Origin of the sequence: Oribacterium sp. oral taxon 108 str. F0425 (genome assembly GCF_000214455.1) — a bacterium.
Classification (GTDB): domain Bacteria; phylum Bacillota; class Clostridia; order Lachnospirales; family Lachnospiraceae; genus Oribacterium; species Oribacterium asaccharolyticum.
Genome location: NZ_AFIH01000001.1, coordinates 1541419 through 1566850 on the forward strand (window position 1 = coordinate 1541419; position 25432 = coordinate 1566850).

The 25432-nt window shown below is 43.2% G+C and carries 22 protein-coding genes and 1 tRNA gene; all 23 read right to left on the reverse strand.

The features are described 5' to 3' along the window. Positions 1–15: 15 nt before the first annotated feature. The 23 genes from HMPREF9124_RS07275 to dprA all read right to left on the reverse strand — a co-directional run bounded on the left by HMPREF9124_RS07275 (position 16) and on the right by dprA (position 25426). Positions 16–1944, reverse strand: coding sequence for a DNA gyrase/topoisomerase IV subunit B (locus HMPREF9124_RS07275; RefSeq protein ID WP_009428682.1), 1929 nt, complete (start codon positions 1942–1944; stop codon positions 16–18). A 207-nt stretch (positions 1945–2151) separates the two neighbouring features. Beyond that, a complete protein-coding gene (locus HMPREF9124_RS07280; protein ID WP_009428168.1) occupies positions 2152–3684 on the reverse strand; it encodes a UDP-glucose--hexose-1-phosphate uridylyltransferase in 1533 nt (510 codons plus the stop codon). A gap of 185 nt (positions 3685–3869) precedes the next feature. Then, positions 3870–4889 carry a UDP-glucose 4-epimerase GalE gene (gene galE / locus HMPREF9124_RS07285; protein ID WP_009429595.1) on the reverse strand — a complete coding sequence of 340 codons (1020 nt, stop codon included), beginning with the start codon at positions 4887–4889 and terminating at the stop codon, positions 3870–3872. A 65-nt stretch (positions 4890–4954) separates the two neighbouring features. Next, positions 4955–6139, reverse strand: coding sequence for a galactokinase (locus HMPREF9124_RS07290; protein ID WP_009427999.1), 1185 nt, complete (start codon positions 6137–6139; stop codon positions 4955–4957). A gap of 72 nt (positions 6140–6211) precedes the next feature. Then, positions 6212–6865: a sce7726 family protein gene (locus HMPREF9124_RS07295; RefSeq protein ID WP_009429717.1), complete on the reverse strand. Its 654-nt coding sequence runs from the start codon at positions 6863–6865 to the stop codon at positions 6212–6214. A gap of 87 nt (positions 6866–6952) precedes the next feature. Next, positions 6953–8344, reverse strand: a complete 1392-nt coding sequence (locus HMPREF9124_RS07300; RefSeq protein ID WP_036598037.1) for a hypothetical protein — start codon at positions 8342–8344, stop codon at positions 6953–6955. Between the two features lie 20 nt (positions 8345–8364). Next, positions 8365–9708, reverse strand: coding sequence for a L,D-transpeptidase family protein (locus HMPREF9124_RS07305; protein WP_009427945.1), 1344 nt, complete (start codon positions 9706–9708; stop codon positions 8365–8367). Positions 9709–9831: 123 nt separating this feature from the next. Further along, a complete protein-coding gene (gene truA, locus HMPREF9124_RS07310) occupies positions 9832–10584 on the reverse strand; it encodes a tRNA pseudouridine(38-40) synthase TruA (RefSeq protein ID WP_009428303.1) in 753 nt (250 codons plus the stop codon). Positions 10585–10627: 43 nt separating this feature from the next. Further along, on the reverse strand, positions 10628–11539 hold the full coding sequence (locus HMPREF9124_RS07315) for a selenium metabolism-associated LysR family transcriptional regulator (protein WP_009429313.1): 912 nt from the start codon (positions 11537–11539) through the stop codon (positions 10628–10630). A 77-nt stretch (positions 11540–11616) separates the two neighbouring features. Further along, positions 11617–12657, reverse strand: coding sequence for a selenide, water dikinase SelD (selD, locus tag HMPREF9124_RS07320; protein WP_083816310.1), 1041 nt, complete (start codon positions 12655–12657; stop codon positions 11617–11619). Between the two features lie 146 nt (positions 12658–12803). Further along, entirely contained in the window at positions 12804–13526 is a 723-nt protein-coding gene (locus HMPREF9124_RS12350; RefSeq protein ID WP_009427695.1) for a glycosyltransferase family 4 protein, read from the reverse strand. Then, the gene (locus HMPREF9124_RS12355; RefSeq protein ID WP_009427983.1) at positions 13526–14056 is read right to left on the reverse strand and encodes a glycosyltransferase; all 531 of its coding nucleotides are present in this window, start codon (positions 14054–14056) and stop codon (positions 13526–13528) included. Before HMPREF9124_RS12355 ends, HMPREF9124_RS12350 begins: the two co-directional genes overlap by 1 nt. A 178-nt stretch (positions 14057–14234) precedes the next feature. Further along, positions 14235–14332, reverse strand: a tRNA-Sec gene (locus HMPREF9124_RS07330). Positions 14333–14389: 57 nt separating this feature from the next. Next, positions 14390–14626: a DUF3343 domain-containing protein gene (locus HMPREF9124_RS07335; protein WP_009428635.1), complete on the reverse strand. Its 237-nt coding sequence runs from the start codon at positions 14624–14626 to the stop codon at positions 14390–14392. Next, entirely contained in the window at positions 14626–15210 is a 585-nt protein-coding gene (yedF, locus tag HMPREF9124_RS07340) for a sulfurtransferase-like selenium metabolism protein YedF (protein ID WP_009429416.1), read from the reverse strand. The genes HMPREF9124_RS07335 and yedF overlap by 1 nt, the downstream gene beginning before the upstream one ends. 130 nt (positions 15211–15340) lie before the next feature. Beyond that, positions 15341–16480, reverse strand: a complete 1140-nt coding sequence (locus HMPREF9124_RS07345; protein WP_009428388.1) for an aminotransferase class V-fold PLP-dependent enzyme — start codon at positions 16478–16480, stop codon at positions 15341–15343. Further along, positions 16477–17523: an ABC transporter ATP-binding protein gene (locus HMPREF9124_RS07350; protein ID WP_009428213.1), complete on the reverse strand. Its 1047-nt coding sequence runs from the start codon at positions 17521–17523 to the stop codon at positions 16477–16479. Before HMPREF9124_RS07350 ends, HMPREF9124_RS07345 begins: the two co-directional genes overlap by 4 nt. A gap of 17 nt (positions 17524–17540) precedes the next feature. Continuing rightward, positions 17541–19226, reverse strand: a complete 1686-nt coding sequence (locus tag HMPREF9124_RS07355) for an ABC transporter permease (protein ID WP_009429979.1) — start codon at positions 19224–19226, stop codon at positions 17541–17543. A 3-nt stretch (positions 19227–19229) separates the two neighbouring features. Further along, positions 19230–20348: an ABC transporter substrate-binding protein gene (locus HMPREF9124_RS07360; RefSeq protein ID WP_009429230.1), complete on the reverse strand. Its 1119-nt coding sequence runs from the start codon at positions 20346–20348 to the stop codon at positions 19230–19232. A gap of 123 nt (positions 20349–20471) precedes the next feature. Further along, entirely contained in the window at positions 20472–21404 is a 933-nt protein-coding gene (gene tsf / locus HMPREF9124_RS07365) for a translation elongation factor Ts (protein WP_009428700.1), read from the reverse strand. A 108-nt stretch (positions 21405–21512) separates the two neighbouring features. Further along, on the reverse strand, positions 21513–22259 hold the full coding sequence (gene rpsB / locus HMPREF9124_RS07370) for a 30S ribosomal protein S2 (protein WP_009429121.1): 747 nt from the start codon (positions 22257–22259) through the stop codon (positions 21513–21515). Positions 22260–22472: 213 nt separating this feature from the next. Beyond that, positions 22473–24482, reverse strand: a complete 2010-nt coding sequence (gene topA, locus HMPREF9124_RS07375; RefSeq protein ID WP_009429851.1) for a type I DNA topoisomerase — start codon at positions 24480–24482, stop codon at positions 22473–22475. Positions 24483–24577: 95 nt separating this feature from the next. Beyond that, positions 24578–25426: a DNA-processing protein DprA gene (gene dprA / locus HMPREF9124_RS07380; protein ID WP_009427806.1), complete on the reverse strand. Its 849-nt coding sequence runs from the start codon at positions 25424–25426 to the stop codon at positions 24578–24580. Positions 25427–25432: the final 6 nt, after the last annotated feature.

Consider the following 25432-nt stretch of genomic DNA (forward strand, 5'->3'; position numbering starts at 1 on the left):
ATTTTATCCTTTATTCTATGTATCGATTTCCGCTTCTCTTGCGTGCGTAAATATAAATTCTCTTCTTGGTGCAACCTCAGCCCCCATAAGCATGGTAGTAACCCGGGAAGCAAGCTTTGCATCCTCTATTTCCACCCGCTTTAAAACACGATTTTCCGGATTTAAGGTAGTGTCCCAAAGCTCCTTCGGATTCATTTCTCCCAGTCCCTTAAAGCGCTTCAGATCATAGCCTTCCGTGCCATGTTTTTTCTGATACTCCGTTAAAGCTCTTTCGTCATAGAGATACTGCGGCTTCTCCGTCTTTTTTTGCGGAGTCACAAGGTAGAGTGGCGGCATGGAAACATAGATATGCCCTTCCTGAATAAGCTCCGGCATAAAGCGGTAGAAGAAGGTCAGGAGCAGGGTATCAATATGACTGCCGTCGACATCGGCATCCGTCATCAGAATGATTTTATGATATCGAAGCTTTGTAATATCAAAGTCATTACCATACCCTTCAGAAAAACCGCAGCCAAAGGCATTGATCATCGTCTTAATTTCCGCATTGGCAAGAACCTTATCCATGGAAGCCTTCTCCACATTTAAGATCTTGCCACGTAAGGGAAGAATAGCCTGCGTATGGCGGTTTCGGGAAGTCTTTGCCGAACCACCCGCACTGTCTCCCTCCACGATAAAAATCTCACACTCTTCCGCGTTTTTGGAAATGCAGTTCGCAAGCTTTCCGTTCGAGTCAAAGCTGTACTTTGACTTGGAAAGAAGGTTGACCTTGGCTCTTTCCTCCTGCTTTCTGATTTTTGCGGACTTCTCCGCGCAAGTGAGGATTGCCTTTACAATTTCCACATTGCGGTCAAAGAAACGCTCGAGCTCCTCTCCCGTAATCTGGGAAACCTCTTTGGCTGCCTCCAAAGAAGCAAGCTTCGTCTTCGTCTGTCCTTCAAAAACAGGCTCCGGGTATTTCACGGAAAGCACGGCCACCATACCGTTTCTGCTGTCCGCCCCGGTAAAATTCTGGTCCTTCTCCTTTAAAACACCAAGCTGTCTTGCATAGCCGTTGATAAGCTGCAAGAACTTCGTTTTAAAGCCCACAATATGGGTACCGCCCTCTACAGTGTAAATCCCGTTACAAAATCCCAGAATATTTTCCTCAAAGCTGTCCGTAAACTGAAAAGCACATTCAAGCTCGGTTTTCTCACTCTTTCCTTTAAAATAAATTACGGGAGTCACCGCCTTCTCGGAATCCTTTACCAGCTCTTCCACAAAGGAAACAATCCCATTTGGCTCGTAATACTCAATTTCTACCGGCTCATCTCCTCTTTCGTCTCTAAAGAAGAGATGCAGATTCGGGTTTAAGTAAGCCGTCTCATGCAGGCGGGATTTCAGCCAATCCTCCTTAAAGCGCGTCTTCTCAAAAATCATATCGTCCGGGATGAAACAGGTTTCCGTTCCCGTCTCTCTGGTCTTTCCGACTACCGGAAGAAGGCCGTCTACAAGCTCTTTCGTAGGTATGCCCCTGCTGTATTCATCCTCATAGATTTTTCCGTCCTGAAAAACCCGAACACGCATATATTTTGATAAAGCATTGACAACGGAAGAGCCTACACCGTGCAGACCACCGGAAGTTTTATAACTTGAGTTGTCAAACTTTCCGCCGGCATGTAGGGTAGTCATCACAATTCTTTCCGCGGAAATTCCCTTTTGATGGCGGTCTACCGGGATTCCTCTACCCTTATCACGAATCGTACAGGAGCCGTCTTTTCCGAGTGTTACATCGATTTCCGTTCCGTAACCGGCCAGGTGCTCATCCACGGAATTGTCTAAAATTTCGTAAATTAAATGATTTAAGCCCCGACTCCCGATGGAACCGATATACATTCCCGGTCTTCTTCGTACAGCCTCTAAGCCCTCCAAAACCGTAATACTGTCTGCATTGTAATTCTTTGCCATCTTGCTCCTTTAACTATCCAAACCGCTTCTATCGTGATTTAACAAAAATGGTATTGCTCCTTAGGAAAATGTAATGAGAAATGGGATGTAAAAAAATGACGTTTTTAGTGCTATAGAGGTCCGTTGCGAGGTTAGCGAGAGCGTGCCCCGCAACGGACCTCCATAGCATAAAGAAGTTTTTTTACAGATCCATTTATAATTGCATATTTACGAAAGACTTGCAATAAATCTTCTGAATCCTTCCTTTCCCGCCTCATCTTCTTTAAAGATTCCGGCATCACGAAGCACCTCTAAGAATACCTTTCCTACCTCCGCTCTTAGTATTTCCTCTACCGTATCCTTCGTAATATTCTTGTATTTCTTCTTGATTTCCAAAGAAAACGCATGATGCTTTCCAAGAATGGGGTCGGAAGAGATATCTCTATTTTCCAAAATAGCTTCTCCAAGATCGGAAAGCTCTGTCCGAAGTCTTGCCGGTAAAACGGCAAGACCCATAACCTCTATTAAACCGATATTTTCCTTTTTGATATGATGCCACTCCTCATGGGGATGGAAAAGCCCCAAAGGATGCTCCTCCGTAGTCCTGTTGTTTCTGAGCACCAGATCCAGCTCAAAAAGCTCTCCGCGCTTTCTCGCTATCGGGGTAATCGTGTTGTGCGGCGTGTCTCCCGTATGGGAAAGAATGGAAAGGCTTTCATCGCTATAGCTTCGGAATCGATCTAAAATAAAGCTTGCTGCCTCAGCACAGCGTTCCTTGTCTTTTCCGTTTAAACGGATAACGGACATCGGCCAGTTGACAATGCCGAAGTGAATCTCCGGGAATTTGTCCAAAGTAAACTCCTCCCGTAGACCGGCCTTCTCCATAGGGAAAGAATAGTTTCCGCCCTGAAAATGCTCATGGGAAAGAATGGAACCGCCCACAATCGGAAGGTCTGCATTAGAGCCCAGGAAATAGTGCGGAAATTGCTCCACAAAGGAGAAGATCTTTCCAAAAACCGCAGAATCTATCTTCATCGGCTTATGCTCTTCGTGGAAAACAATACAATGCTCGTTATAGTACACATAGGGAGAATACTGAAAATAAAAATTTTCTCCTGAAAGCTTTACAGGGATAATTCTGTGATTTTCTCTTGCCGGAAAATCAAGGCGTCCAAAATATCCCTCACTTTCCTTGCAAAGCATACAGGCCGGGTAAGAATGAGAAACCGTCTTTCCAAGAAGAGCGATCTTCTTCGGATCCTTTTCAGGCTTACTCAAGTTAATCGTGATATCCAGTTCCCCGTAAGAACTCTCTACCTTATAGCGGATATCCTTTTTGATACGATAACGGCGGATATAGTCATTATCCTGACTGAACTGATAAAAATATTCGGTAGCCTCCTTCGGAGAAGATGCATATTTGTCCCAAAAACGCTTTCGAATATTGGAAGGTCTGTCAGTAAGAACCCCCATAACCCGTGTATCAAAAAGATCTTTCGTTATCGTACTGTCATCTTCGATGATGCCCTTTACTAAGGCATAGTCCAGAATCTCTTTTAGAACTTTCTCCAGATATTCTCCGGATTCCAACTCTTCCTTTTTGATTTTTTTAATTTCTTCTTTGATATGTTCTTCGTTACAAGCCTTAGGTTCAAAGGCAAGAAGACCTGCCAAACTGTTGTAGCAGTAGATTGTATCTTCCTTCTCTATTAAACCGGTATATTCTCCGTACGCCAATAAGCGTTCCAAAACCTCTTCCATTCCTGCTCCTTGCTGCTAAACGTATATCGTGCTTTTGCAATTATGCATGAAATACCGCCATGTAAAAAGCGGCACCTCGTATGCCTCACATGCTGTTCTTTTCCTTCTAAGCAAAATTCTTCTGCATAAAAAGATGAGCCTTCACTAAAAACATCCTTGAAGGCCGTCTTTCTTTTTATCCTCTATCAAGAATTATAGCCGTTTGGATTCCTCGACTGCCAGCGCCACGCGTCTTCACACATTTCTTCGATTCCTTTTTCCGCGCGCCAGTTCAGTTCCTTCTCCGCTTTTTCCGGGCTGGAATAACAGGTCGCAATATCTCCTGCTCTTCTTCCGTCAATTACGTAAGGAATTTCTTTTCCTGAGGCTTTTTCAAAGGCATGGATGATCTCTAAAACGGAGTATCCCTTTCCGGTTCCGAGGTTGCAAACAAAGACACCGTCATTCTTTGCCAATCTCTCGATTGCCTTCACATGGCCTTTTGCAAGGTCCACTACATGGATATAATCGCGGACTCCGGTGCCGTCCTTTGTATCGTAGTCGTTTCCGTAAACATGCACCTTTTCCAGAGCGCCGGATGCGACCTTTGCCACATAGGGAAGGAGGTTATTCGGAATTCCCTTGGGGTCTTCCCCTATTTTTCCGGAAATATGGGCGCCAATCGGATTAAAATAGCGAAGCAGGATAACATTCCACTCCGGCTTTGCCTTCTGTAAATCGGTTAAAATCTGTTCCTGTACCCACTTGGTCCAGCCATAAGGATTGGTACAGGTTCCTTTCGGGCAATTTTCCGTAATGGGAATCTCTGCAGGGTCTCCGTAAACGGTTGCGGAGGAAGAGAAAATAATATTCTTGCATCCCGCCTCGTCCATCACTTCTACAAGATTCAAGGTTCCGAGGAAATTGTCATGGTAGTAAAGAATCGGCTTAGCCACAGACTCTCCCACCGCCTTCAATCCGGCAAAATGAATTGTTGCGGAAATATCCGGATGCTCCTTAAAAATCTTTCTCAAGGCTTCCTTATCCAGCATGTCCGCTTCGTAAAAAGCAAAATCCTTCCCTGTAATTTCCTTAACTCTCTCAATCGCCTTAGGGCTGGAATTATAGAAATTGTCAAAGGCCACTACCTCATAGCCGCTTTCCAAAAGTTCAATCAGTGTGTGAGACCCGATATAACCCGCTCCTCCGGATACTAAAATCTTCATTCTCTTCTCCTTTTAAATCCGTTAAAATTCTATTTCTACCCTTTTATCGTCAAACGCAGCACATTTTAAAAGTTTAGTTCTCTCGGTCCGTCTGCTATCTCCGCCTCATAGAAGCTGCAGGGATAGCCGATTTTCGGCTCGTATACCTTCTGAAGCGCTTCTTCAAAGTCCTTAATTTTATCGCGCTTTACCAAGGATACGGTGCAGCCTCCGAATCCTCCACCGGTCATACGGGAGCCCAGAACATAAGGGAGACTCCACGCTGTCTCACAAAGGAGATCCGATTCTTCACAGGAAACCTCATAGTCATCCCGGAGAGAAACATGGGACAGATTCATCAGTCTTCCAAACTCGTTATAATTTCCTTCTTCCAAGGCCTTCTTTGCTGCGATGGTACGATTGTTCTCCAGCACGGCATGCTTGGCTCTTTTCCGTATAATCGGATCCTTGATTTCTTCCTCTAAACGGAAAAATTCCTCATCCGATAAATCCCCTAAAGTTTTAATCTCCGCAAACTTTTGTAAAATTTTCAAAGCCTCCTCGGATTCTCTTCTTCTGTCATTATAAGCAGAACCGATCAGTTTATGCTTCTTATTTGTATTGGTAATGATAAGTGCATAATCGCTTAAAACAAGCGGAGCATAACTAAATTCCAGGCTGGCCGTATCGAGGAAAATGGCATGATCCTTCTTTCCCATTGCAGAGGCAAATTGGTCCATAATACCGCAGTTCATACCGTTGTAATTGTTTTCACTGTATTGTCCGATTAAGGCAATCTCCGGAAAACTTACGCTGAGTCCGTAAAATTCTTTTAAAATCGTCCCCATTAAAACTTCCAGCGACGCGGAGGAAGATAATCCTGAGCCATTTGGGATATTGCCATATAAAACCACGTCAAGTCCTTCCGGAAGGCTGTATCCTCTCTTCCGAAATGCCCAAATCACGCCCTTTAAATAACTCGCCCACTGCTTATCCTCCAGGGGTTGAAAACTATTTTCATCAGCGGTAATCACGCCTGCACTTTCAACATTTAAGGAATAAAACCGAAAGAGTCCGTCCTGTCTTTTCTTTACACATGCATACGTTCCCATAGAAAGGGCACAGGGAAAAACATGTCCTCCATTATAATCCGTATGCTCCCCTATTAAATTCACTCTTCCGGGAGCAAAAAAGAAACGGGCATTTTCACTATTTCCGAAAAGCTCTTGAAACTTCACCTTTAAGCTTTGCATTATTTCCAACTCATCCATTTGCTATTCCCTCTCTTTTTGCCAAAAAATCACTTTCCTAACTATACAAAAAAGAAGGGCAGAGTGCAATCCTTACCCTTCCGCTTTATCTTTTCTGTTTTTTCGTTTTAAAACGTGGCTAACCAGTACATTGGGTTTGCGCTTTCTTCTCCTTCTCTTTTTTTGTGTCCACAGAGCATCTCCCTCCGGATATGTCCGTTCCAAAAGCTGAAAAGACATCTCCCTGTCCAGTTCATCCTCGGATAGTCTCTCTTTTAAATAAGAAAACTGAACTTTTTTGGACTTTTGTCTGTATAGGGGAAAGCCATACTTTTCCAGAATGGAAACAAGTTCTTCTTTCCAAAGCAGACTCCCCTTCTTTGTATAGTCACGATAAGGATTTCGTTCTTCTTTTCTTAATTGATAGAAATCCGCTTTTCCCTCCACCTCCTCTACCGTGATAATTCCCCAAAACGGGGGAACATGATCCTTGGCACTGTGTGCATGCTTTGTTCCTACAACGAGAATATTGTAGTCAAAAAAAGAATTATACTGTTTTACCTGCTCGGAAAGCCTTTGGTAAGTATCATGGTCGGATTTTATTTCCACTCCGATAAAAGCATTTTCCGTAATCAGTACACAGTCTGCCCGTGCCTTTCCAATGACCTTTTCCTCAATAACCCGGCTCTTTCCGTATTGCTCTTCCAGAAAGAAGAACAGCTCCTCTCGAATCTCTTCATCATACATCTTTTATCTCCGATAAATAAACTGTCGTATGCTTCACGGATTGCCTTCATAAGGGTGTAAATCCACAGACTTTTCGAAAGATAATCCTTATGAATGGGCATCCCCTTCATAAATGCCGATCAGTTCTTCCGTACTTCCTTCCATTGTATTTGTTTTCTCTTCCACTTTATTCTCTGCATCGGAATTTCTTTCCTGAGTTTGTCTTTCAGTACTGCTTTCTTCCGGAACGGCTGTCTCGGAAGGTATCTCTTGACTGCTTTCCGCTGTAATTTCAGGTAACGGTAATACTGTCCCGTTTTTTAATCCTTTTTCCAGCGGTATCGGGGACAGGAAGAAAAGACTTCGAAAATTATTTTTTTCTTCTTCCGTCTCAAAGTTCAAGATACATTGCTGTCGCATACTGACATCTCTTGAAAGAATGCCCAAGTAGGATTCTCCCGTTAAAGAATAATTCCCCTCCAAAATACCGTCCACATAGAGATTTCCTTTATTTTCTCCTGCGTGTAATGCGGTTGATAAGGCTAATATCCCATGTCTCCCCTTTAAGGATAGTTTTTCCAATTCATCTTCGGAAAGAAGCAGGGCTGTCGCCCCATAATCCTTCCATAAAGACCTGGGAATCGCTATACACTCCCTACCCTCTTCTAAAATAGGATTAATCGGTGATGCCTCTTCACCCTTCTTTACCATTTCCATAGCGGAAATCATGGCCGATACAAAGTATTTTTCCTGAAAGCGTTGAAATTCTTCCTGATTTTCCATAACGGAATCGGGATGCTCTTCCTGCTCTGCCAAAACCGCTGCAAAATTCAGGGTCTCCAGGCCATAATGGCTACTGATATTCTGCAGAACCATGGCATTATCCTTGCTATAGCCCTCTGGGTTCAGCGCTTTATAGGAAATAATCGGAAGGATGGATGACTCGGAATAGTTCTCCATCACTGTCCTAAGAAGTAATTCATAGTAATAAGGAAAGGTATAGGGCTCATCATAATTGCCAAAAGAAAGAACAATCAAATCCGGATTGGAAGAAAGATTCGCTCCACTCCCCTCACCTTTCAAAATAAGATAGCCTGAAAGAGAAGTTGCATTATCCGGAAGCTCAGCTTCTTCAAAAACGATTTTTCCGCCAAAGTCCTTTTCCAGTTTGGTTTTGAGTGCCGTAAGGCTTGCGGAGTCAGAATGAAGATCTCCATCTCCTAAAAGAAGGATTCGAAGTTCTTCTCCATTTTTCAGTTTTTCAAATAATGCCCCGCTATAGTCTGCATCGGAAGGCGCCTGTGTCGCCTCATGGATCAAAGCCTCGTTATGCGTATCCCGTTCTCTAATTACTTGCTGTCCGTAGCGGTAAAGTAAAAATACGACAAGGGCGCCTAAAATGAGAGGAAGAACCGTTAAAAAAATCCCTAAAAGGCTTTTTCTTTTCTTCCCGTAGGATTTCTTCTCTTCCTCTCTCTGCATTTGCTGTATTTCTTCCACAATCCCCCTCTGCTCTTTCTTTAAAAATGACAAACTACAGGAATCCCTTGATAAACCTTTTGGTACAAATTCTCTGCACTGGAAAAAGGCAGATTAATGCAACCGTGCGAACCGGCATTTTGATAAATCTTTCCACCAAAACGATTTCTCCATAAAGCGTCATGGAATCCGATTCCCCGGTTAAAAGGCATCCAGTAATTTACTTTCGTCTCATAATCCGGTCCCTTTAAGGTCGCATTTTTAGCCTTATAACTTAAAGCATAGATTCCGTCCGGAGTACCGTTTCGTCTTGCCAGGTTTCCGGTAACACAATCGGAACTGAGCTGTAAAACACCGTCCTCATAGTAGAATATCTTTTGTCTTCCGATATCCACTTCAACATAAGTATTCCCGATATCTTCAGCACCGCGGGCAAGCGCAACCATATCATATTCCGCATCCCGAATAATGTTCTCTCTCATAAGAAGACTATCCGTCAGTTTTTTTATTTCCTTCTTTTCCGATAAAGAAAAGCCGTATTTTCCGCCCAATGATAAGATTCTGCCATCCTCCGTCAGAAAGCTTCTCTCTGTTCCGCTGGTGTCAGTATAATTTTTCAAATTTTTCACATACTGTTTCACCCGGCTGATATCCAGTTCCGTTCCGCCGTCTTTAAACCAACTCAGCGTAGTATCGCTATTCAGTTCTATCACTTCACCCGAAAAATTATATCGAATGATTCCGGGAAGGGCGTTGTTCTTCTCCTCTTTAAGATTCTCCAGGTTTTCCGCGTTTTCCGCCTTCGGGTAAACTCCGGCATCTGCCAATTTAATTTGATTTTTTCCTTCTGCAATGGCGGACTTTATAGCATTTTGAAGCGCTTCTTCAGAGATTTTCCCGCCCGACCTCTCTGCACCGAGCAAATATCCCGCTCCCGGTACATATCCGCTTAAAAACATCGCTCTCGGAGCTTCTTCCGTACTATGTGAAGCCGCATAATTCTTCACATACTCCTCTAATGCACTCTCGTCATATTGCAGCTTTCCTTTTAAAGGATAGTCTTTCTTTTTCCCGAGAGAAAACAGAATATAAAACGAATCTAATTTCGGAATCTCTGAAAAATCAGGCTCATAGCTTAAATGAATATCCTTCCCTTCCAATGCTTCCGTATTCCCGTCCTTATCCATGATATAAAGCTTGAACTCGTCCTGCTTCCACTTGGAAAAGTAAGCAGCCGCCTCCTCCCGTTTCATAAGAGAAAGATCGACCTGATTTACCATAGTTCCCGGAAAAAAACGGCCTTCCATAAAGGTCAGAACCAATAAAACCAGAGAGATCATACTAAGTAATGAAACTCCAAGGGATAGTAAAATTTGTTTTTTCAAAAAAATCTCCTTTTATGTCTGTTTCCCTGCTGCAAACAAGATGTCTCAGGCTTCGCCTTAGCCACTTGTTAAGAATTAAAATGTACCAGATAGTCAAACCTGAGGCCGTGCCGTCTTTACAGTCTAATCATATTCCACTTTCATAAGACACAAGCCCTTGGCCGGAGCGGTATACCCCGCTCTTGTTCTGTCTTTTGCCAAAAGAATTTCTTCCACCTCTTCCGCTCTTCTTTTATGGAATCCCACTTCCAAAAGGGTTCCCACCATGATTCTGATTTGATATTGCAGAAATCCACTTCCATGAAAATAAAAGCGTAAAACAGAGCCGTTCTTTTTGATTTCAATATTGAAAATCTTCCTTACCGTAGACTTCTTCATCTTCGGATTTCCGCAAAAAGACTTAAAATCCTTCTCTCCGATAAGAAACTCCGCCGCCTTTTGCATTGCTGCGATATCCGGTTCTTCCTCCAGATGGTAAAGGTACTTTCTTTCGAAAACCTCTTTGTTTTTGCCGGTATGGCAGGAATAACGATAAATTTTTCCTGTTGCTAGATACCTGGCGTGAAAACGTTCACTTGCTTTTTTAAGGGAATTAACCGCAATATCCTCCGGAAGATAATGATTACAATAGTTTTGTATTTCTTCTTCAGAGAAGTTCGTGTCCAAAAAAACATGGCAACACATCCCTCTGGCATGTACACCGGCATCGGTCCGCCCCGCGGAAAAAGTCTCCACCCAATCTGTATCGTTTCTGGGCATTGCCGTGAGCACCGCCTCCAATTTTCCCTGTATGGTCAATTCCTGATCCTTCTGTCTTTCAAAGCCAAAGTATCGTGAACCGTCATAGCTAAGCAGAAGCTTGTAGTTTTGTTTCATTTTTCCTCCGAGTAAGCACAATGCCTTGACAAGCAATTACGAACTACAATATTTTTCTTTTATCCACATGATTTTGAATCATTTGCATAAAAAGCTTTGCTCTTTTACTTAAGGGATAATTGGAATTGCTGACCATGTATATTTTTCTGAAGTAACCGCCTTCCTGCAAAGGAAAGTCCAGTACTTCCTGATTTTTAATCTCCGAACGTGCGGCAAGCTTGGAAACAATAGCAACCCCTACACCCTCTTTCACGGAAAGAAGTACCGCACCGGTATTCGCAAAGCGGGCTACCACCTTCATATTGTCCAAATTCAGGCCGTTTTGCTGTAAAATCTTTAACGCTTCCTGTTTGGTACCGGACCCTTGTTCTCGCATCACAAAATCCGCCTGTGCAAGAAAACTGAGATCCTTACTTTCCTTCTTCTTCTGATAGTACGAAGTATTCGGTGTAATCAAAATGAGTTCATCCTCATAAAAAGGAAGGAACGTACAAGCCATCTTCGGTACAATCGTCCCGCAGAAGCCGATGTCTGCACGATGCTCCGCAACATCACTGACTGCCCCTTTGCTATCTGTCTCATGTACCCGAAATTCCGTACTGGGATAACGCTTACTGAAATTGGCCAGCATTCCCGGAAGTAAATACTGCCCCGGAATGCTGGAGGAAGAAATCACAATTTCATTAATATCATCCTTTTGTTCTTCTTTAAACGCATTTCGAATTTTATTCGAAAGATTCACAATATCTTTGGCGTAGAGATAAATCTGTTCTCCTTCACTTGTGGTATGCACTTCTTTCGTGGTTCTGGTAAAAAGTTGTACCCCAAGGTCTTCCTCTAAGCTGCTGATATAAGAGCTGACCGTCGGTTGTGTCAGATACAATTCTTTTGCAGTTTGAGAAAAGCTCTTGTTCTTCACAATCCGAACAAATGCCTCTAATTGTTTGATGTTCATTCTGCCTCTCCTTCTGTTGCGGGTTATGATTATTTAATAACGGTACAAACATGCCCCATTTTAAATACGCTAAAGTCTTAATCCACAAAAATATTCTTTTCTGAAAACTCCACCACTTCACCTATGCAGGAAAAACGAGTCGGAAGGCCCGCCTTCTCTATCGCCTCCAGTACCGCATCCTTTTCTTCCTTCGGGATACTGTACAGTAAGCCTCCGGAGGATTGCGGATCAAAGAGAATATCCTGAAACGCAGTATCTATCCCCTTAAACTCAACCTTCTCCTCTTGGAATTTTCTGTTTTCATGTGCCCCTGCGGGAACCAGTCCCATTTCCGCATAGTCTAAGCTTTCCTTAATAAACGGAATATCCTTTTTGTGCAAAAGAAAACTGACCTTACTTGCCTCCGCCATTTCAAGGCTGTGCCCCAACAAGCCAAATCCGGTAATATCCGTACAGGCATGTACCGTAAATCGATCCATTACTTCCTTCGGTTTTCTGTTCAGGCTCGCCATAACGGTAGTTGCCTCTTGTATCGCGCGACTGTCCGCCAGTGATACCTTGGCGGCAGTATTAATGATGCCTGTTCCAATTTGCTTTGTTAAAATAAGGACATCTCCCGGCTTTGCACCATAGTTTTTCAAAACTTTGGACGGGTGAATCAGACCTGAAACACAAAGACCGTAGAACGGCTCATCATTTTGGATCGAATGCCCTCCAATCAGGATGGCTCCGGCCTCCATAACCTTGTCGGCTCCTCCCTTCATGATTTCAGATAACACATCCGGAGAAAGGCAGTTCGGAAATCCCACAATATTGAGTGCCAACTTGGGAATCCCTCCCATGGCATAGACATCCGACAAGGCATTTGCAGCGGCAATCTGCCCGAACATATACGGGTCATCCACTATCGGTGTGAAAAAATCCACCGTCTGTATCATAGCAAGATCGTCAGTCAATTCATAAACAGCCGCATCATCCGATGTGTCCAATCCGACTAAAACCTTGGGATCAAAATCAAATTTCGGTAACTTACTCACAACCTGAGCAAGGGTCTTGGGACCTATTTTAGCCGCTCAACCGGATAGCTTCGTCATCGATGTCAGTTTAATCTCGCTCATCTTTCCCCCTTACTAACACTTATGGGAAGGTACGGAAAATACCCTCCCATTTATTTCTTTTCCGAATAATTATTTTACTGCAGTAATAGAGAAAGTCAATAAAAAGGATTATTTCATAACAAATTCTTAAACTAAATAAGTTTGACTTAATCTTTCACGATAATTTTTTTGCAAATCGAAAGCCAGGACAGATGGGAAAAAGATGCCATTTTACTATAGTCATACAAGATTGCCGTCTGTATAACTTCCTTTAATCGCTTTTCAAATAGAGTTTGGTCCTCCTCACGCATCTCGTCCTGATTGAGCATTTCCGGAAGTTCCGCAAAGAAAACCGGAGCATCCGGACAATTTTCCCGGAAAAATTCTTCCAAACCGTCCAGGCCGCTTAATACCGCCTTATTTCCGCAAGCCAAAGCTTCTAAAGCGGTCAGGGGTACAGCATCAAAGAAAGACGGTAAGGTGAAGACATCTGAAAACTGATAATACTTTACCAGCTCTTCCTGTTCTAAGCGCCCCAGAAAATATAGCGGATAACTGCATTTCTTTCCCAAAGCATGGACCGCCTCTTTTTCTTCTGTATTCCCGTTGTCTCCGGCCAGAAATAAGCGAATGTTTCGGTTCTCCTTGTAAAGCATTTCTACCGCTCGAAGTAAGGAAAATACTCCTTTCTTTTCTCCCAGCTTTCCTGCAAAAAGAAGGTCGGTACTATGCTCTTTTTGCAGCTTTTCACCGGATGGCAGAATAAGTTCTTTTCTCCTCTCAATACCGCCTCGAAATACGGTATTCTCACGCGGAAGACAAAATCTCTCCGCATTATAGCCGACAGCAATATTCTGAATTCGTGCGGGCTCTACTTTGTAAATCCGCATCACCTCTTTTTTTGTGCATCCTTCGGAGTATAGATTCGATCCAATCTTTGTATATTTTCCTTGATAAAATCTCGCATCAAATCATGTTTTTCCATCTGCCGAAGATCCGTATTATGACAAAAGCCGTAAACCGGAATGCTCGGAAAGGCTTCTCTTATGATTGCCGTTAAGAGATAAAGATGATGGCACAAAATGATATCCGGTTGAAAATGCTCTACGGCTTCTTTTGCTTTCTTGAGAAAGGCTTCCTTAAACTGCATCAGCATCTCCGGTGTCATATCACGATAGCGTGTACTTTTATAAGGCATTTCATCACTCATCCCAAGAACCGCAAACGGCAAGTCTTCGGATTCATAGTATACAGGATAACTTTCCACATCGGTAAACTCAGGCAATTTATCCTCTTTCGCGATGCCGTAAAGCACGGCCTGCTTTTCTCCCATCTTTTGAAAATTCTTTAGGAGTTCCGTTAAAAAAATGCCGGACCCGGTACTGCTCGGTTTTTGGGCTAAAATACTAAGTATTTTCATGGATTCCTCATTCTTATACTTTTTTCACAATGTAACATTAACAAAGGCAAAATACCGCTTTTCTTGCAATATTGATATGAAACGAAATACCGTATGGATAGCACACGTTATCTCTTAGATAAAGAAAAAGCCGCCCGAAAACGGACAGCTTCTATAACGGTAAACTTACCGGGATATTTGGCGAAGGTGTGTGAGAATCGAACTCACCTAGGACGCTCTACGCGCCCAACACTGGTTTTGAAGACCAGGAGGCTCACCAGGTACCTATCCACCTCCAAAGCGAACGGGTAAAATAGTATCATAGGAAAGTGAAACTGTCAAACCCCGTAGCGACTAAAACATGATTTCATGCATGGAAGCCGGCTCCAACCCCTCTTCTTTTATGACGGAAAGGGTTATTTCTCTATTCTCAGGCTCCGTAGTCCACGCCAGTCCGCATCCGGCGGAAATCACGGACGGAAGAGGAATCAGGCGCCCCGGAAGATTTCTTTTCTGTCCGATCTGTTCCATTTCCAAGGCATCCACGGTATTTTTGAAACTCAGTAAAAATTGTAACTTTTTTTCTCTCATTACGGCTTAATAATCTTTTGGGACTGCATCTGTGTTTCCACAATTTCATACATATTGGAAATGATACCGACTCCCAGCTTCTCCTTTATTTTATAGTAATCCGCACAAAGTCCACAGGTCATAATCTTCACTCCCGCCTTCTCAAGATTCTTTAAATCGGCAAGAACCGGAGAATCCTCGGAAGTAAGGAACGCGCCTCTATTATAGAAAACCATAGCGGTCGGAAGCGGATCCACATTGCTTAATGCAAAAACAAAAGACTTGATTAATGTTTTTCCGAGTTCTTCCTCTCCCTCACCCATCTTATCGGAAGAAAATACTACGGTGCAGGTTCCCTCGTCCTTCCCCTTTAAGGCATGCTCTTTCTTGACTTCCATTTTCACAAGAAAATGATTGTCGGAAAGGCTTTCACTGGCTACCGTAAAATCATATTTTCCGGCCAGACGACGAAGATTTTCCACACAGGTCTGATTATCTACCTCAACTTCCAGGATTCCGTCTTCTTCCATAGCATCAATCGCCTTTTTAGCCTCTACTACTGGCAAAGGACAAGCCATCCCCATGCAATTCAGTTTTTTATTCATGTACCGCTCCTTTCCATCAACAGATGCGTAATATCAAGTCCAAACTCCTTAAACTATAATGAGTTTTAATTCATTTGTCTAATGTGAAAATGCAATAAAACCGGAGATTTATTGGTATTTTCTTTCATCTTTATCCTTCTTCGGAGAGGATTCTTAACGCCTCAATGGTCTGATCCACTTCTTCCTTCGTATTAAAGTGAGAAAAGCTGAAACGCACAGAGCCTTGGTTCACATTCTTTAGTGCTTCATGCATCAACGGAGCGCAGTGTCCGCCTGAACGCGTCGCTATGGAAAATCTTGTAAAAAGCTCATCGCTAACTACTGCAGAATCATAGTCATATAAATTTAAATTGAGAATGGGACAGCGCTTCCCGGTTTTAAAATTGCCATAGATTCGAATCCCGGGAAGATGTACTATTCCGGTGTACATCCTTTCCATAAGATCCAGTTCTATACTACGAATCTTATCTATGCCTGTCTCCAGAATATATTCCACTCCGGCATGAAGCCCGGCAATCCCGTGCCCATTCAAGGTTCCGGCTTCCAAATGATTGGGATTTTCCAAGGGCATATCCGGATTATAGGTTTCCACTCCGGTACCGCCAAAGGAAAGAGGAGCAATGTCCACGCCGGATGCAATAATCATTCCTCCTGTACCCTGCGGCCCCAAAAGAGACTTATGTCCGGTAAAACAAAGAACGGAAATTCCCCACTTTGTACAGTCTATTTCATAAACTCCCGCCGTCTGCGATGCATCTACAATGAAGAGAAGTCCGTGTTTCTTTGCAAACTCTCCCATCCTCTCCAGGTCCACCATATCTCCGGTAAGGTTGGAAGCATGGGTACAGACAAGTGCTTTGGTATTTTTCTGTAGGAGGGAATCCAAACTGTCATAGTCCAAGCCTTGCTCTTCCGTATACTGTAAAAAGGATAATTCCACGCCTCTTTTTTCCATGGCATAAAGCGGACGCAATACCGAATTATGTTCCATGACCGTTGTAATCACATGGTCTCCGGCTTTCAAACTCCCTTGAATGGCAATATTCAAACTTTCCGTAGAATTTTTTGTAAAGATACAGTTGGAAATCTTGTCTCCGTGAAAAAACTTTGTAAGAAGTGCTCTTGTATCAAAAACGGTTTTGGAACTGCCGTGAGAAGCCGCATGCGTGGCACGCCCCGCATTCCCCATATGTCCCATAGCATAAAGCACGGCGTCATAAACCGCCTGCGGTTTTTTCTGACTCGTTGCCGCATTATCCAAGTAAATCATGATTCCTCCAATCTGTGAAAAAACAACTTAACGCGCTCTCCTTCTTCAAAAGGAGCACGAGAAGAAATTTTCACCTTGATTCTTTGTCCTTCCCACTCTACATAATATTGCTTCAGTATTGCAAGGTATTGCACGGTAAGAACGGTAGCTTCCAAGATGATTTTATTTTCTTCCTTCCCCAATTCACCGGAAAGGGAGGGTATGGAAGCCTTTTCATTTTCCATCCCGATTTCCTCCGGACGAAGTACATAGTCTCTCCCTCGATAGGATATACGATTGCTTTCTCCGAAGAAATCTCGCACATACTCGCTGACCGGTCTTCGATAAAGTTCTTCCCCGCTTCCAATCTGCAGTATTTTCCCTTCCTGCATAATACCGATACGATTTGCAAGTCCCATAGCCTCTTCTTGATCATGGGTTACAAAAAGCATGGAAATTCCCAATTTCTTTTGCAATATTTTTAATTCTTCACGAATTTTCTGACGAAGCCCCGCATCCAAGTTACTTAAAGGTTCATCCAGAAGAAGCAATTTCGGCTCAATCGCCAAAGATCTGGCAAGAGCAACCCTTTGCTGCTGTCCTCCGCTTAATTCTGTCACATTTCGACTTTCATAACCCGAAAGGCCAACAAGAGAAAGATATTGCTCTCCTAAATCTTCTCTAGTCTTTTTTCTCATCCCCTTCTGCTTCAATCCGTATACCACATTTTCCATTACGGAAAAATGCGGGAATAGCGCATAAGACTGAAAAACGGTAGCTACAGGACGTTTTTCCGGCGGAATCCTGCTATAATCCACCCCCGCTATAGTCACTTTCCCACGTTCCGGAAAGATAAAACCGCCCAAAATTTGTAAGCAAGTTGTTTTTCCACAGCCTGACTCTCCCAAAAGGCAAAATATCTCCCCTTCTTCAATGGATAAAGAAAAGTTCTCCAATACATAAGGCTCTTTTTTTCCATAGCGGAAGGAAATTCCATCCATGTTTGCCACTATATTTCCGATTGCTTTCGTATATTGAGAAGCCGGTATTTCATTTCTGCTCATAAGACCCCCATTCTTTCTTAATATCTGTTCTTTGCTAAAAATCTACATCCCTCCAAAAGCAAATAAAAAGCCAGAGACAGTAGAATCATTATACCGGATATCAACGACGCCACATTATAACTGCCTCGATTAATGGCGTCAAAAAGCGTATAAACCAGCACCTTATATTTTGCTGAAATCAGAAAGATAACCGCTCCCATTGTAGTCAGGCTTTGTGTAAACTGATTATAGACTGAGGATAGAAAGCTTGGAAGAAGAATCGGAAACAGAATGTCCAAAAACACTCTTATCGGGTTTGCTCCCAAGTCTCTCCCCGCTCTTTCCATATTTTTCGGCAAGGAACTGATTGCTGCTGATGCCATACGACTCCCGAGCGGCATCTGACGAAAAATCAGAGAAAAAAGAATAATCCATACTGTTCCCGTAAGTCGAAAAGGGGCTTTATTAAAGGCGAGAATATAAGCAAGGCCAAAGCAGGTTCCGGGCAAAAGATAAGGCAGGGACAGAACAAAATCAATTGTTTTCTTACCGAACGGAAGCTTTCTCTCCACAATATAGGCCAAAACAAAGGAAAAGAAACTACCGAAAAATCCGGTTATTACGGATAAGGCCAGTGTTAAATACATCGTGGAAAGGTTATATTGAAACAGTTCCCCCATATTTTCCAAAGTAAAATGCACCTCGCCTTGATCGAATCGAAGGAAGCCGTAAAGAAAAATAGAGAGATATTGCAAACATTCAAACAAAAAGAATAAGCATAACAAAATAGAAAGCACTGTTCTGATCAGAAAATTTGCAGGAAAGTCCGGACGGATTCTTCCCTTTTGTTCTCCGTTCCACTTATTGCTCTGCTCCATGGCTCTTCTGTAGAAATAAAAAGAAAAGAGAGCAGGGAAAAGTAAAAGAATGTTCATCATCGCTGTCTTTTGAAAATCGGAATATCCGATTAACTGCAGATAAATCTCCGAAGCCAGGGTACTATATCTTCCACCGATAATAACGGGAGTACCGAAGTCTGCCAAGGCTCTCAGAAAACTAATAAAAAAGCTCGCTAAAAAGGCAGGTTTGAGAAGTGGCAAAACAATATCCTTTACTATAGATAAAGGACCGGCTCCCAAATCTCTTGCACTATAAAATAATTTCCCGTCCATAGCGCGCAAGGCATGGATAAAAAACAAAATATTTAAACAGGTAAAATGCAGGCTTTGCATCCCTATCACACCATATTTATTGTAGGGATCCAGAGATAATTTAAGAAGCCTGTAACTGATAAGTCCTCGTCTTCCGTATAAGCTGATAAAAGACAGAGAGGAAATGAAAGGGGGAGACACCAGGCTGATGGACAGGATGATTAAGCAGATTCTTTGTATATTGGATTTAAGCTGTAAAATCCCGTACGCCAAGAAAAAAGCGAATATCGTGGAGAGAAACGCAGAAAAAAAAGAACTTTCTATACTGTTCCAAAATGCAAGACGATATCTTTGTAAAACATCCGAAAAAACCGCAAAACTGTTTTCTCCTTGAAACGCTTGAATAAACAGGAGCAGGGTCGGATAAACAATAAATAATGCCAAGGGAAAACACAATAAAAAAACAAAAATCCAAAAGAATGGATTTCCGTATTCCTTAGTATGAAAGTCTGAATGCTTATCTTTTGAAAAAAGGGTGGATAAATCCACCCTTTTTCTATGCAAAAATGCCATCTCTTAAGCCTCGTTCTTGGATCCGGCAAGAGTCTCCCACTTCTGTAAGATGCTGTCTCTCTGAGAACCGAAGAGAGATAAATCTTCTTTCATAAGCTTAGCGGTATCAAAGGAAAGCTCAACGTTTGAAAGCTTGGGAAGTACTACTTTGATGGTATTCTTTCCATCAATTTCAGCCAGCTCCTTCAGGTTATCCTCACTGTTATACAACCAGTTTAAGAATTCCTTGGCCTGTTCAACATTACTTGCGCCCTTAAATACGGCTACTCCTTCCGGAACATAGGGAATTCCGTCTTCCGGATAGACTAAAGAACAGTTTTTCTCTGTCGCAAGCTTCTCTGTCTTCTTATCCATCGGGGTGATACCGATGGCTACTTCACCCTGGGCGGTCTTCTCTCTGGGATCACCGCCTCTCTTGGAATAGTACTTTACATTCTCATTTAAAGCAGTGAAATACTTCCAACCTTCCTCTTCGCCCTTCTTCTGTAACATGGCATTTACCACACCATAGTTTGTTCCGGATACAGCAGGGTTGGACATCAAAACCTCATCCTTGTAGGAAGCATTGGTAAGATCGTCCCAAGTCTTCGGGGCTTCTGCATTTTTGGACTTTAAAAGCTCATCATTTACGATAAAGCCGACAACGGTAACGCCCTTTGTATACCAGTAGTGATCCGGATCTACATAACCTGTAGCAAAATCATTTGCACTGTCCAAATCAATTTTCTCTAAAAGGCCGTTGTCCTTTGCGCTCATAAAAGCATCGATTCCGCCGCCAAACCAAACATCCGCAGACGGTGTTCCGCCTTCCGCCTTCAGCTGACTAAGCACGTCTCCGGAAGACTTGGAAAGCAAGTTGGTCTTAATTCCGGTCTCCTCCGTGAACTTATCAAAAAGCTTCTTATAGTCCTCGGAAGTTGCTACAATATTCAGCTCTCCGCCTAAATCGGACTTTGCCTTTTCAGCCTCTGTTGCAGCTGCAGTGGTCTCTCCGGCTTTTTCCGTTGCCGCTGCAGTTGTTTCAGCCTTAGCCGTTGTCTCCTCGGCCTTTTTTCCGCCGCAGGATGCCAGCAATCCCAAAGAAAGAATCGCTGCTGTTGTCAAAACAAGTCTTTTTTTCATAATTCCACTCCTTTTTTATTTGGGAACTTACTACTCCCTAAAAAAGAGGGGGAAATCCCCCCTTTTTTACGAATTCACTAAGACAAAGAGCAAATTCGGCTCGATATCGCCTAGCCCTAAGCCTTACTTCATCTGTGCAGCAACCTCTGCAGCGAAGTCTTCGTTCTTCTTCTCGAGTCCTTCACCGGTCTCAAAACGAACAAAACGAACTAAGGAAAGCTCCGCTCCGGCCTGCTTGGCAATGCTCTCTACATACTGCCCTACAGTCTGTTTTCCGTCCTCTGCACGAACGTAAACCTGATCTACAAGGCAAACTTCCTTTAACTCCTTATTCAGTCTTCCCTCAACCATACCGAGTAAAACCTTCTCCGGAGCATTCGGCTTTTCATTCTTTGCAGCAACAAGAAGGATTTCCTTCTCGTTCTTCAGATAATCCTGATCCACTTCAGCACGAGTGATATACTTCGGATTCAATGCCGCAATCTGCATAGCTACATTCTTAGCCATTTCCTTAATCGCATCATTGACTACAGAAGACTTCACCTGAAGAAGTACACCGATTCTTCCGCCGGAGTGAACATAATCCTGTACAAGACCTTTCTGCTCTTCCAGCTTCTCGAAACGACGAATGTTCATATTCTCTCCGATTACGGAAATGGTAGCGGAAAGCTGCTCGGAAACGGTTTTGGATGGGTCAAGAGCCCACTTCTCAGCAAGGAAAGACTCGATATCCTTTGCATTGCTGGTGAGTGCCTGTGCAGCAACTTCATCCACGAAAGTACGGAATTTCTCATTCTTCGCAACGAAATCCGTCTCGGAATTTACTTCTACAACCACGCCGCTCTTTCCGTCCGCGGAAAGCTTCGTAAAGGAAACGCCCTCAGCAGCAATTCTTCCCGCCTTCTTCTCCGCTCCGGCAAGTCCCTGCTCTCTCAAATAATCTACAGCCTTGTCCATATCTCCATCCGTAGCGGTAAGAGCCTTCTTACAAGCCATCATCCCTGCTCCGGTTATATCTCTTAACTCTTTTACCAATGCAGCTGTAATTTCTGCCATGTTACTTTCCTCCTTTTTTAATGAAACGAGACTTATACATTCTTTATGAATAAACAAACCCTTCTGCATTAAGCCAAAGGCAAAGTGCAGAAGGGAGATTCATTGTCCTTATGCTTCCTCTTCGGAGAAGTTCTCTTCACTGCTTGCTAAAGCAGCCTCTTCTTCCGTCATATCGCCCTGCTTTGCTTCGATAACGGCATCCGCCATCTTGGCAACAATCAGCTTAATAGCACGAATAGCATCATCATTTCCCGGAATGATATAATCCAGCTCTTCAGGATCCGCATTGGTATCCGCAATACCGAAAAGAGTGATTCCTAAAGAATGCGCCTCCTGAATGCAAATCTTCTCTTTCTTCGGATCGATAACAAAAATCGCATCCGGAGTTCTCTTCATGTCCTTAATTCCGCCCAAGTTCGCCTCAAGCTTAGCCCACTCCTTCTTTAAAAGGGTAACTTCCTTCTTCGGAAGAACATCGAATGTTCCGTCCTCAGCCATCTTCTCAATATCCTTTAATCTCTGGATTCTGGAACGGATGGTCTTAAAGTTTGTAAGCATTCCGCCGAGCCAACGCTCATTTACATAGAACTCTCCGCAACGAAGAGCCTCTGCCTTTACAGCATCCTGAGCCTGCTTCTTGGTTCCTACGAAAAGAACGGTTCCGCCGTTTGCAACGATCTGAGAAAGAGCGTTGTAAGCGTCATCCACCAACTTTACAGTCTTCTGTAAATCAATAATGTGGATTCCGTTTCTCTCTGTGTAGATGTAAGGAGCCATCTTGGGGTTCCATCTTCTTGTCTGATGTCCAAAATGTACACCGGCCTCCAGTAACTGCTTCATTCCAATTGCACTCATTTGATACCTCCTTGGTTTCTCTTCCCCTATACACTGTGTGCACACCGAAATCATCTTAAAAGACACCGTCGGTTTTTTATATAGGGTGTTCATTCCTTACAAGTAGAAGCCGATTTGCTTCTATCTTGCCTGCCCAAAATAGGCAGTAAAAAACTCGCCTTAAAAAGACGCAGAGATTACTATAACAAAATAGTCTCGGCTTTGCAAGGGATTTTACGCCATGATTTCTCCTTCTTTTTTCTCACCGCTTACGGCATCCTTCGGTTTTTGCCAGGTCATATACTCACATTCCGGATATCGAGAGCAGGAATAGAAAATCCTTCCCTTTTTGCTTCTCTTCTTTACGCACTCCGCCCCGCAAGTAGGACATAGGAATCCGGCATACTCCACATAGGGTTTTGTATTCTTACATTCCGGAAAACCGGGACAAGCAAGGAATTTTCCGTGGGGACCGTATTTTAAGACCATCTTTCGTCCGCACTTATCACAAATAACATCTGTTTCTTCTTCTTTTATGTCCACCTTACTGACTTCTTCTCTGGCTTTCTCGACAGCAGTGGAAAGATCCGGATAAAAATTCTCTATAATCGTCTTCCACTGTGTATCTCCCACACTCACAGAATCCAGTAAAGACTCCAGATTCGCCGTAAAAGCCTTGTCCACAATCGTCGGGAAATTCTGAGACATCATCTCATTCACTGCATTGCCAAGCTCCGTAACAAAAATATTTTTCTTTTCCTTGGTTACATACCTTCTCAAAAGCAAAGTGGCAATCGTCGGCGCATAGGTAGATGGTCTGCCTATACCTCCCTCTTCCAATGCTTTAACAAGAGATGCCTCCGTAAAGTGTGCAGGCGGTTGTGTAAAATGCTGTTCCTTTATCCATTCCTTTACCGAGAAGGAATCTCCTACTTCCATGGCCGGAAGCATTACATTTTTTTCCGCCTTATCCTCCTCGGACATATATACTGCAAGAAAACCGTCAAAAAGCAGCTTACTTCCGCTCAATGTAAAAATATAGTCTTTTGCGGAAAGCATGATGGTTTCCGTCTGATAAACCGCGCTTTCCATTCTGGATGCTACAAAGCGCTTATAAATCAATTGATATAATTTGTATTCATCCTTTTCCAGACTGTCTTTTGCCTCAAAAGGCGTAATTTCCAGGTAGCTCGGACGAATTGCTTCGTGCGCATCCTGAATCTTTACATCCGTCTTTTCTTCTCTGTTCTTCTTCTGACAATAGTCCTCGCCATACTCTGTACGAATTTTTTCCAGAACTGCTTGCTGCGCCTCATCCGAAATACGGGTGGAATCGGTCCTTAAGTACGTAATAAGACCTACAACACCTCTCCCCTTCACATTTACGCCTTCGTATAGCTTCTGTGCAATACGCATGGTCTTCTGGGTCGGAAAAGACAGGAGCTTAGCCGCTTCCTGCTGCAAAGTGGATGTCGTGAAAGGAAGAGGCGCTTTTTTCCGTCTCTCTCCCTGTTTCTTTTCGACTACAGTAAGCTTACTCTTACCAATTTCCTTTATAATAGCACTTACCGTTTCTTCCTTGTCTAAAGGAATTCGCTTTTCTTTTCCGTAAAAGCTTGCTTCAAGAGTCTTCTTTCCCACGCTGAAGGCTGCTTCCAGTGTCCAATATTCCTCGGGCACGAAGGCTGCAATCTCTGCTTCTCTGTCACAAATCATTTTCAATGCAACGGACTGAACCCTTCCTGCAGAAAGCCCCTTTCGAATCTTTTGCCAAAGCAAAGGACTGATGGTATATCCCACCAAACGATCCATTACTCTTCTGGCCTGCTGTGCGTTAACCAGATTCATATCAATTTCTCTCGGATTTTTTAAGGCGTTTTTCACTGCATTTTTTGTAATTTCATTGAAACTGATACGAGAAATCTTCTTTTTATTCTTCTCATCTTTCAGGAGCTCATTTTGCAAATGCCAACTAATCGCTTCACCCTCACGGTCCGGGTCGGTTGCCAAGTAAATCTTATCGGCTTTCTTTGCTTCTTTTTTTAACTTACTTAAGAGATCCCCTTTTCCTCGAATGGTAATGTACTTTGGTTCATAGTGATTCTCCACATCCACTCCGAGGGAACTCTTGGGCATATCAATCAAGTGCCCCATTGTTGCGTCAATCGTGTATGATTTTCCCAAAAACTTGCTTATTGTTTTAACTTTTGCCGGAGACTCTACAATAATTAAGTTATCTGCCATGAAAAGCCTCTCCTCCTATTCCGTTCCTTTTTCTTATAAAAACGTGGACAATATAAACGATGAAGAAAAAAATTGCAAGGCTAAGATGCTTTTCCTTACAAACTTCTACGGGAATAGGTGTTTCCTTTAGACTCACAATAGCCCGAAAGTTCAAGTCCAATCAATATGGGATACAGTTTTTCTACGGACATCTTTAATTCCTTTGCCAAACAATCAATATGTTTTCCGTCCAAGCGTAAGGCCTGATAAACCCTATTTTCTTCTTCATTCAAATGGATTTCCGCTTGCTTCTTCTCTCCTGCTTCTATAGAAAAACAGTGCAGGATATCCTCTTGGGACAGACAGATTCCCGCTCCCTCCATAAGCAATTTATTACACCCCTTGGAGAGCGCATCGCTAATCCTACCGGGTACCGCAAAAACCTGTTTTCCCTGTTCCAATGCACGATCCACGGTAATAAATGTGCCGGAACGTTCCCTTGCCTCAACCACAATCAGAACGTCGGATAGACCGGCAATCAAACGATTTCTTTCAACAAAATGGTGTGGTAGAGGAGGAGCCCCGGGTGCATACTCACTAATAATCCCTCCCGTCTTTGCAATTTCCTCATAGAGCTTTTGATTGACCGCGGGATAACATACATCCGCACCGGAACCCAAAACCGCGTAGGTTTTCCCGCCTCCCTCCAATGCCCCTCTATGTGCTGCACTGTCAATTCCGTAAGCCATCCCGCTGACTATTCCTATACCGTAAGCAACAAGCTCCCGAGCAAGACTCAAAGCAACTTTTTTCCCGTATTCCGTCCCGTTTCTTGCGCCGATAATACCAACCGTCGGTTCTTTCTTTTCAGGCAGAGAACCTATCAGATAAATGCATTTCGGGCTGTCCGGTATCTCTCTGAGTCTTTCCGGAAAGCCATCTTCCATCGCTAAGATTTCCCGCATATTTTC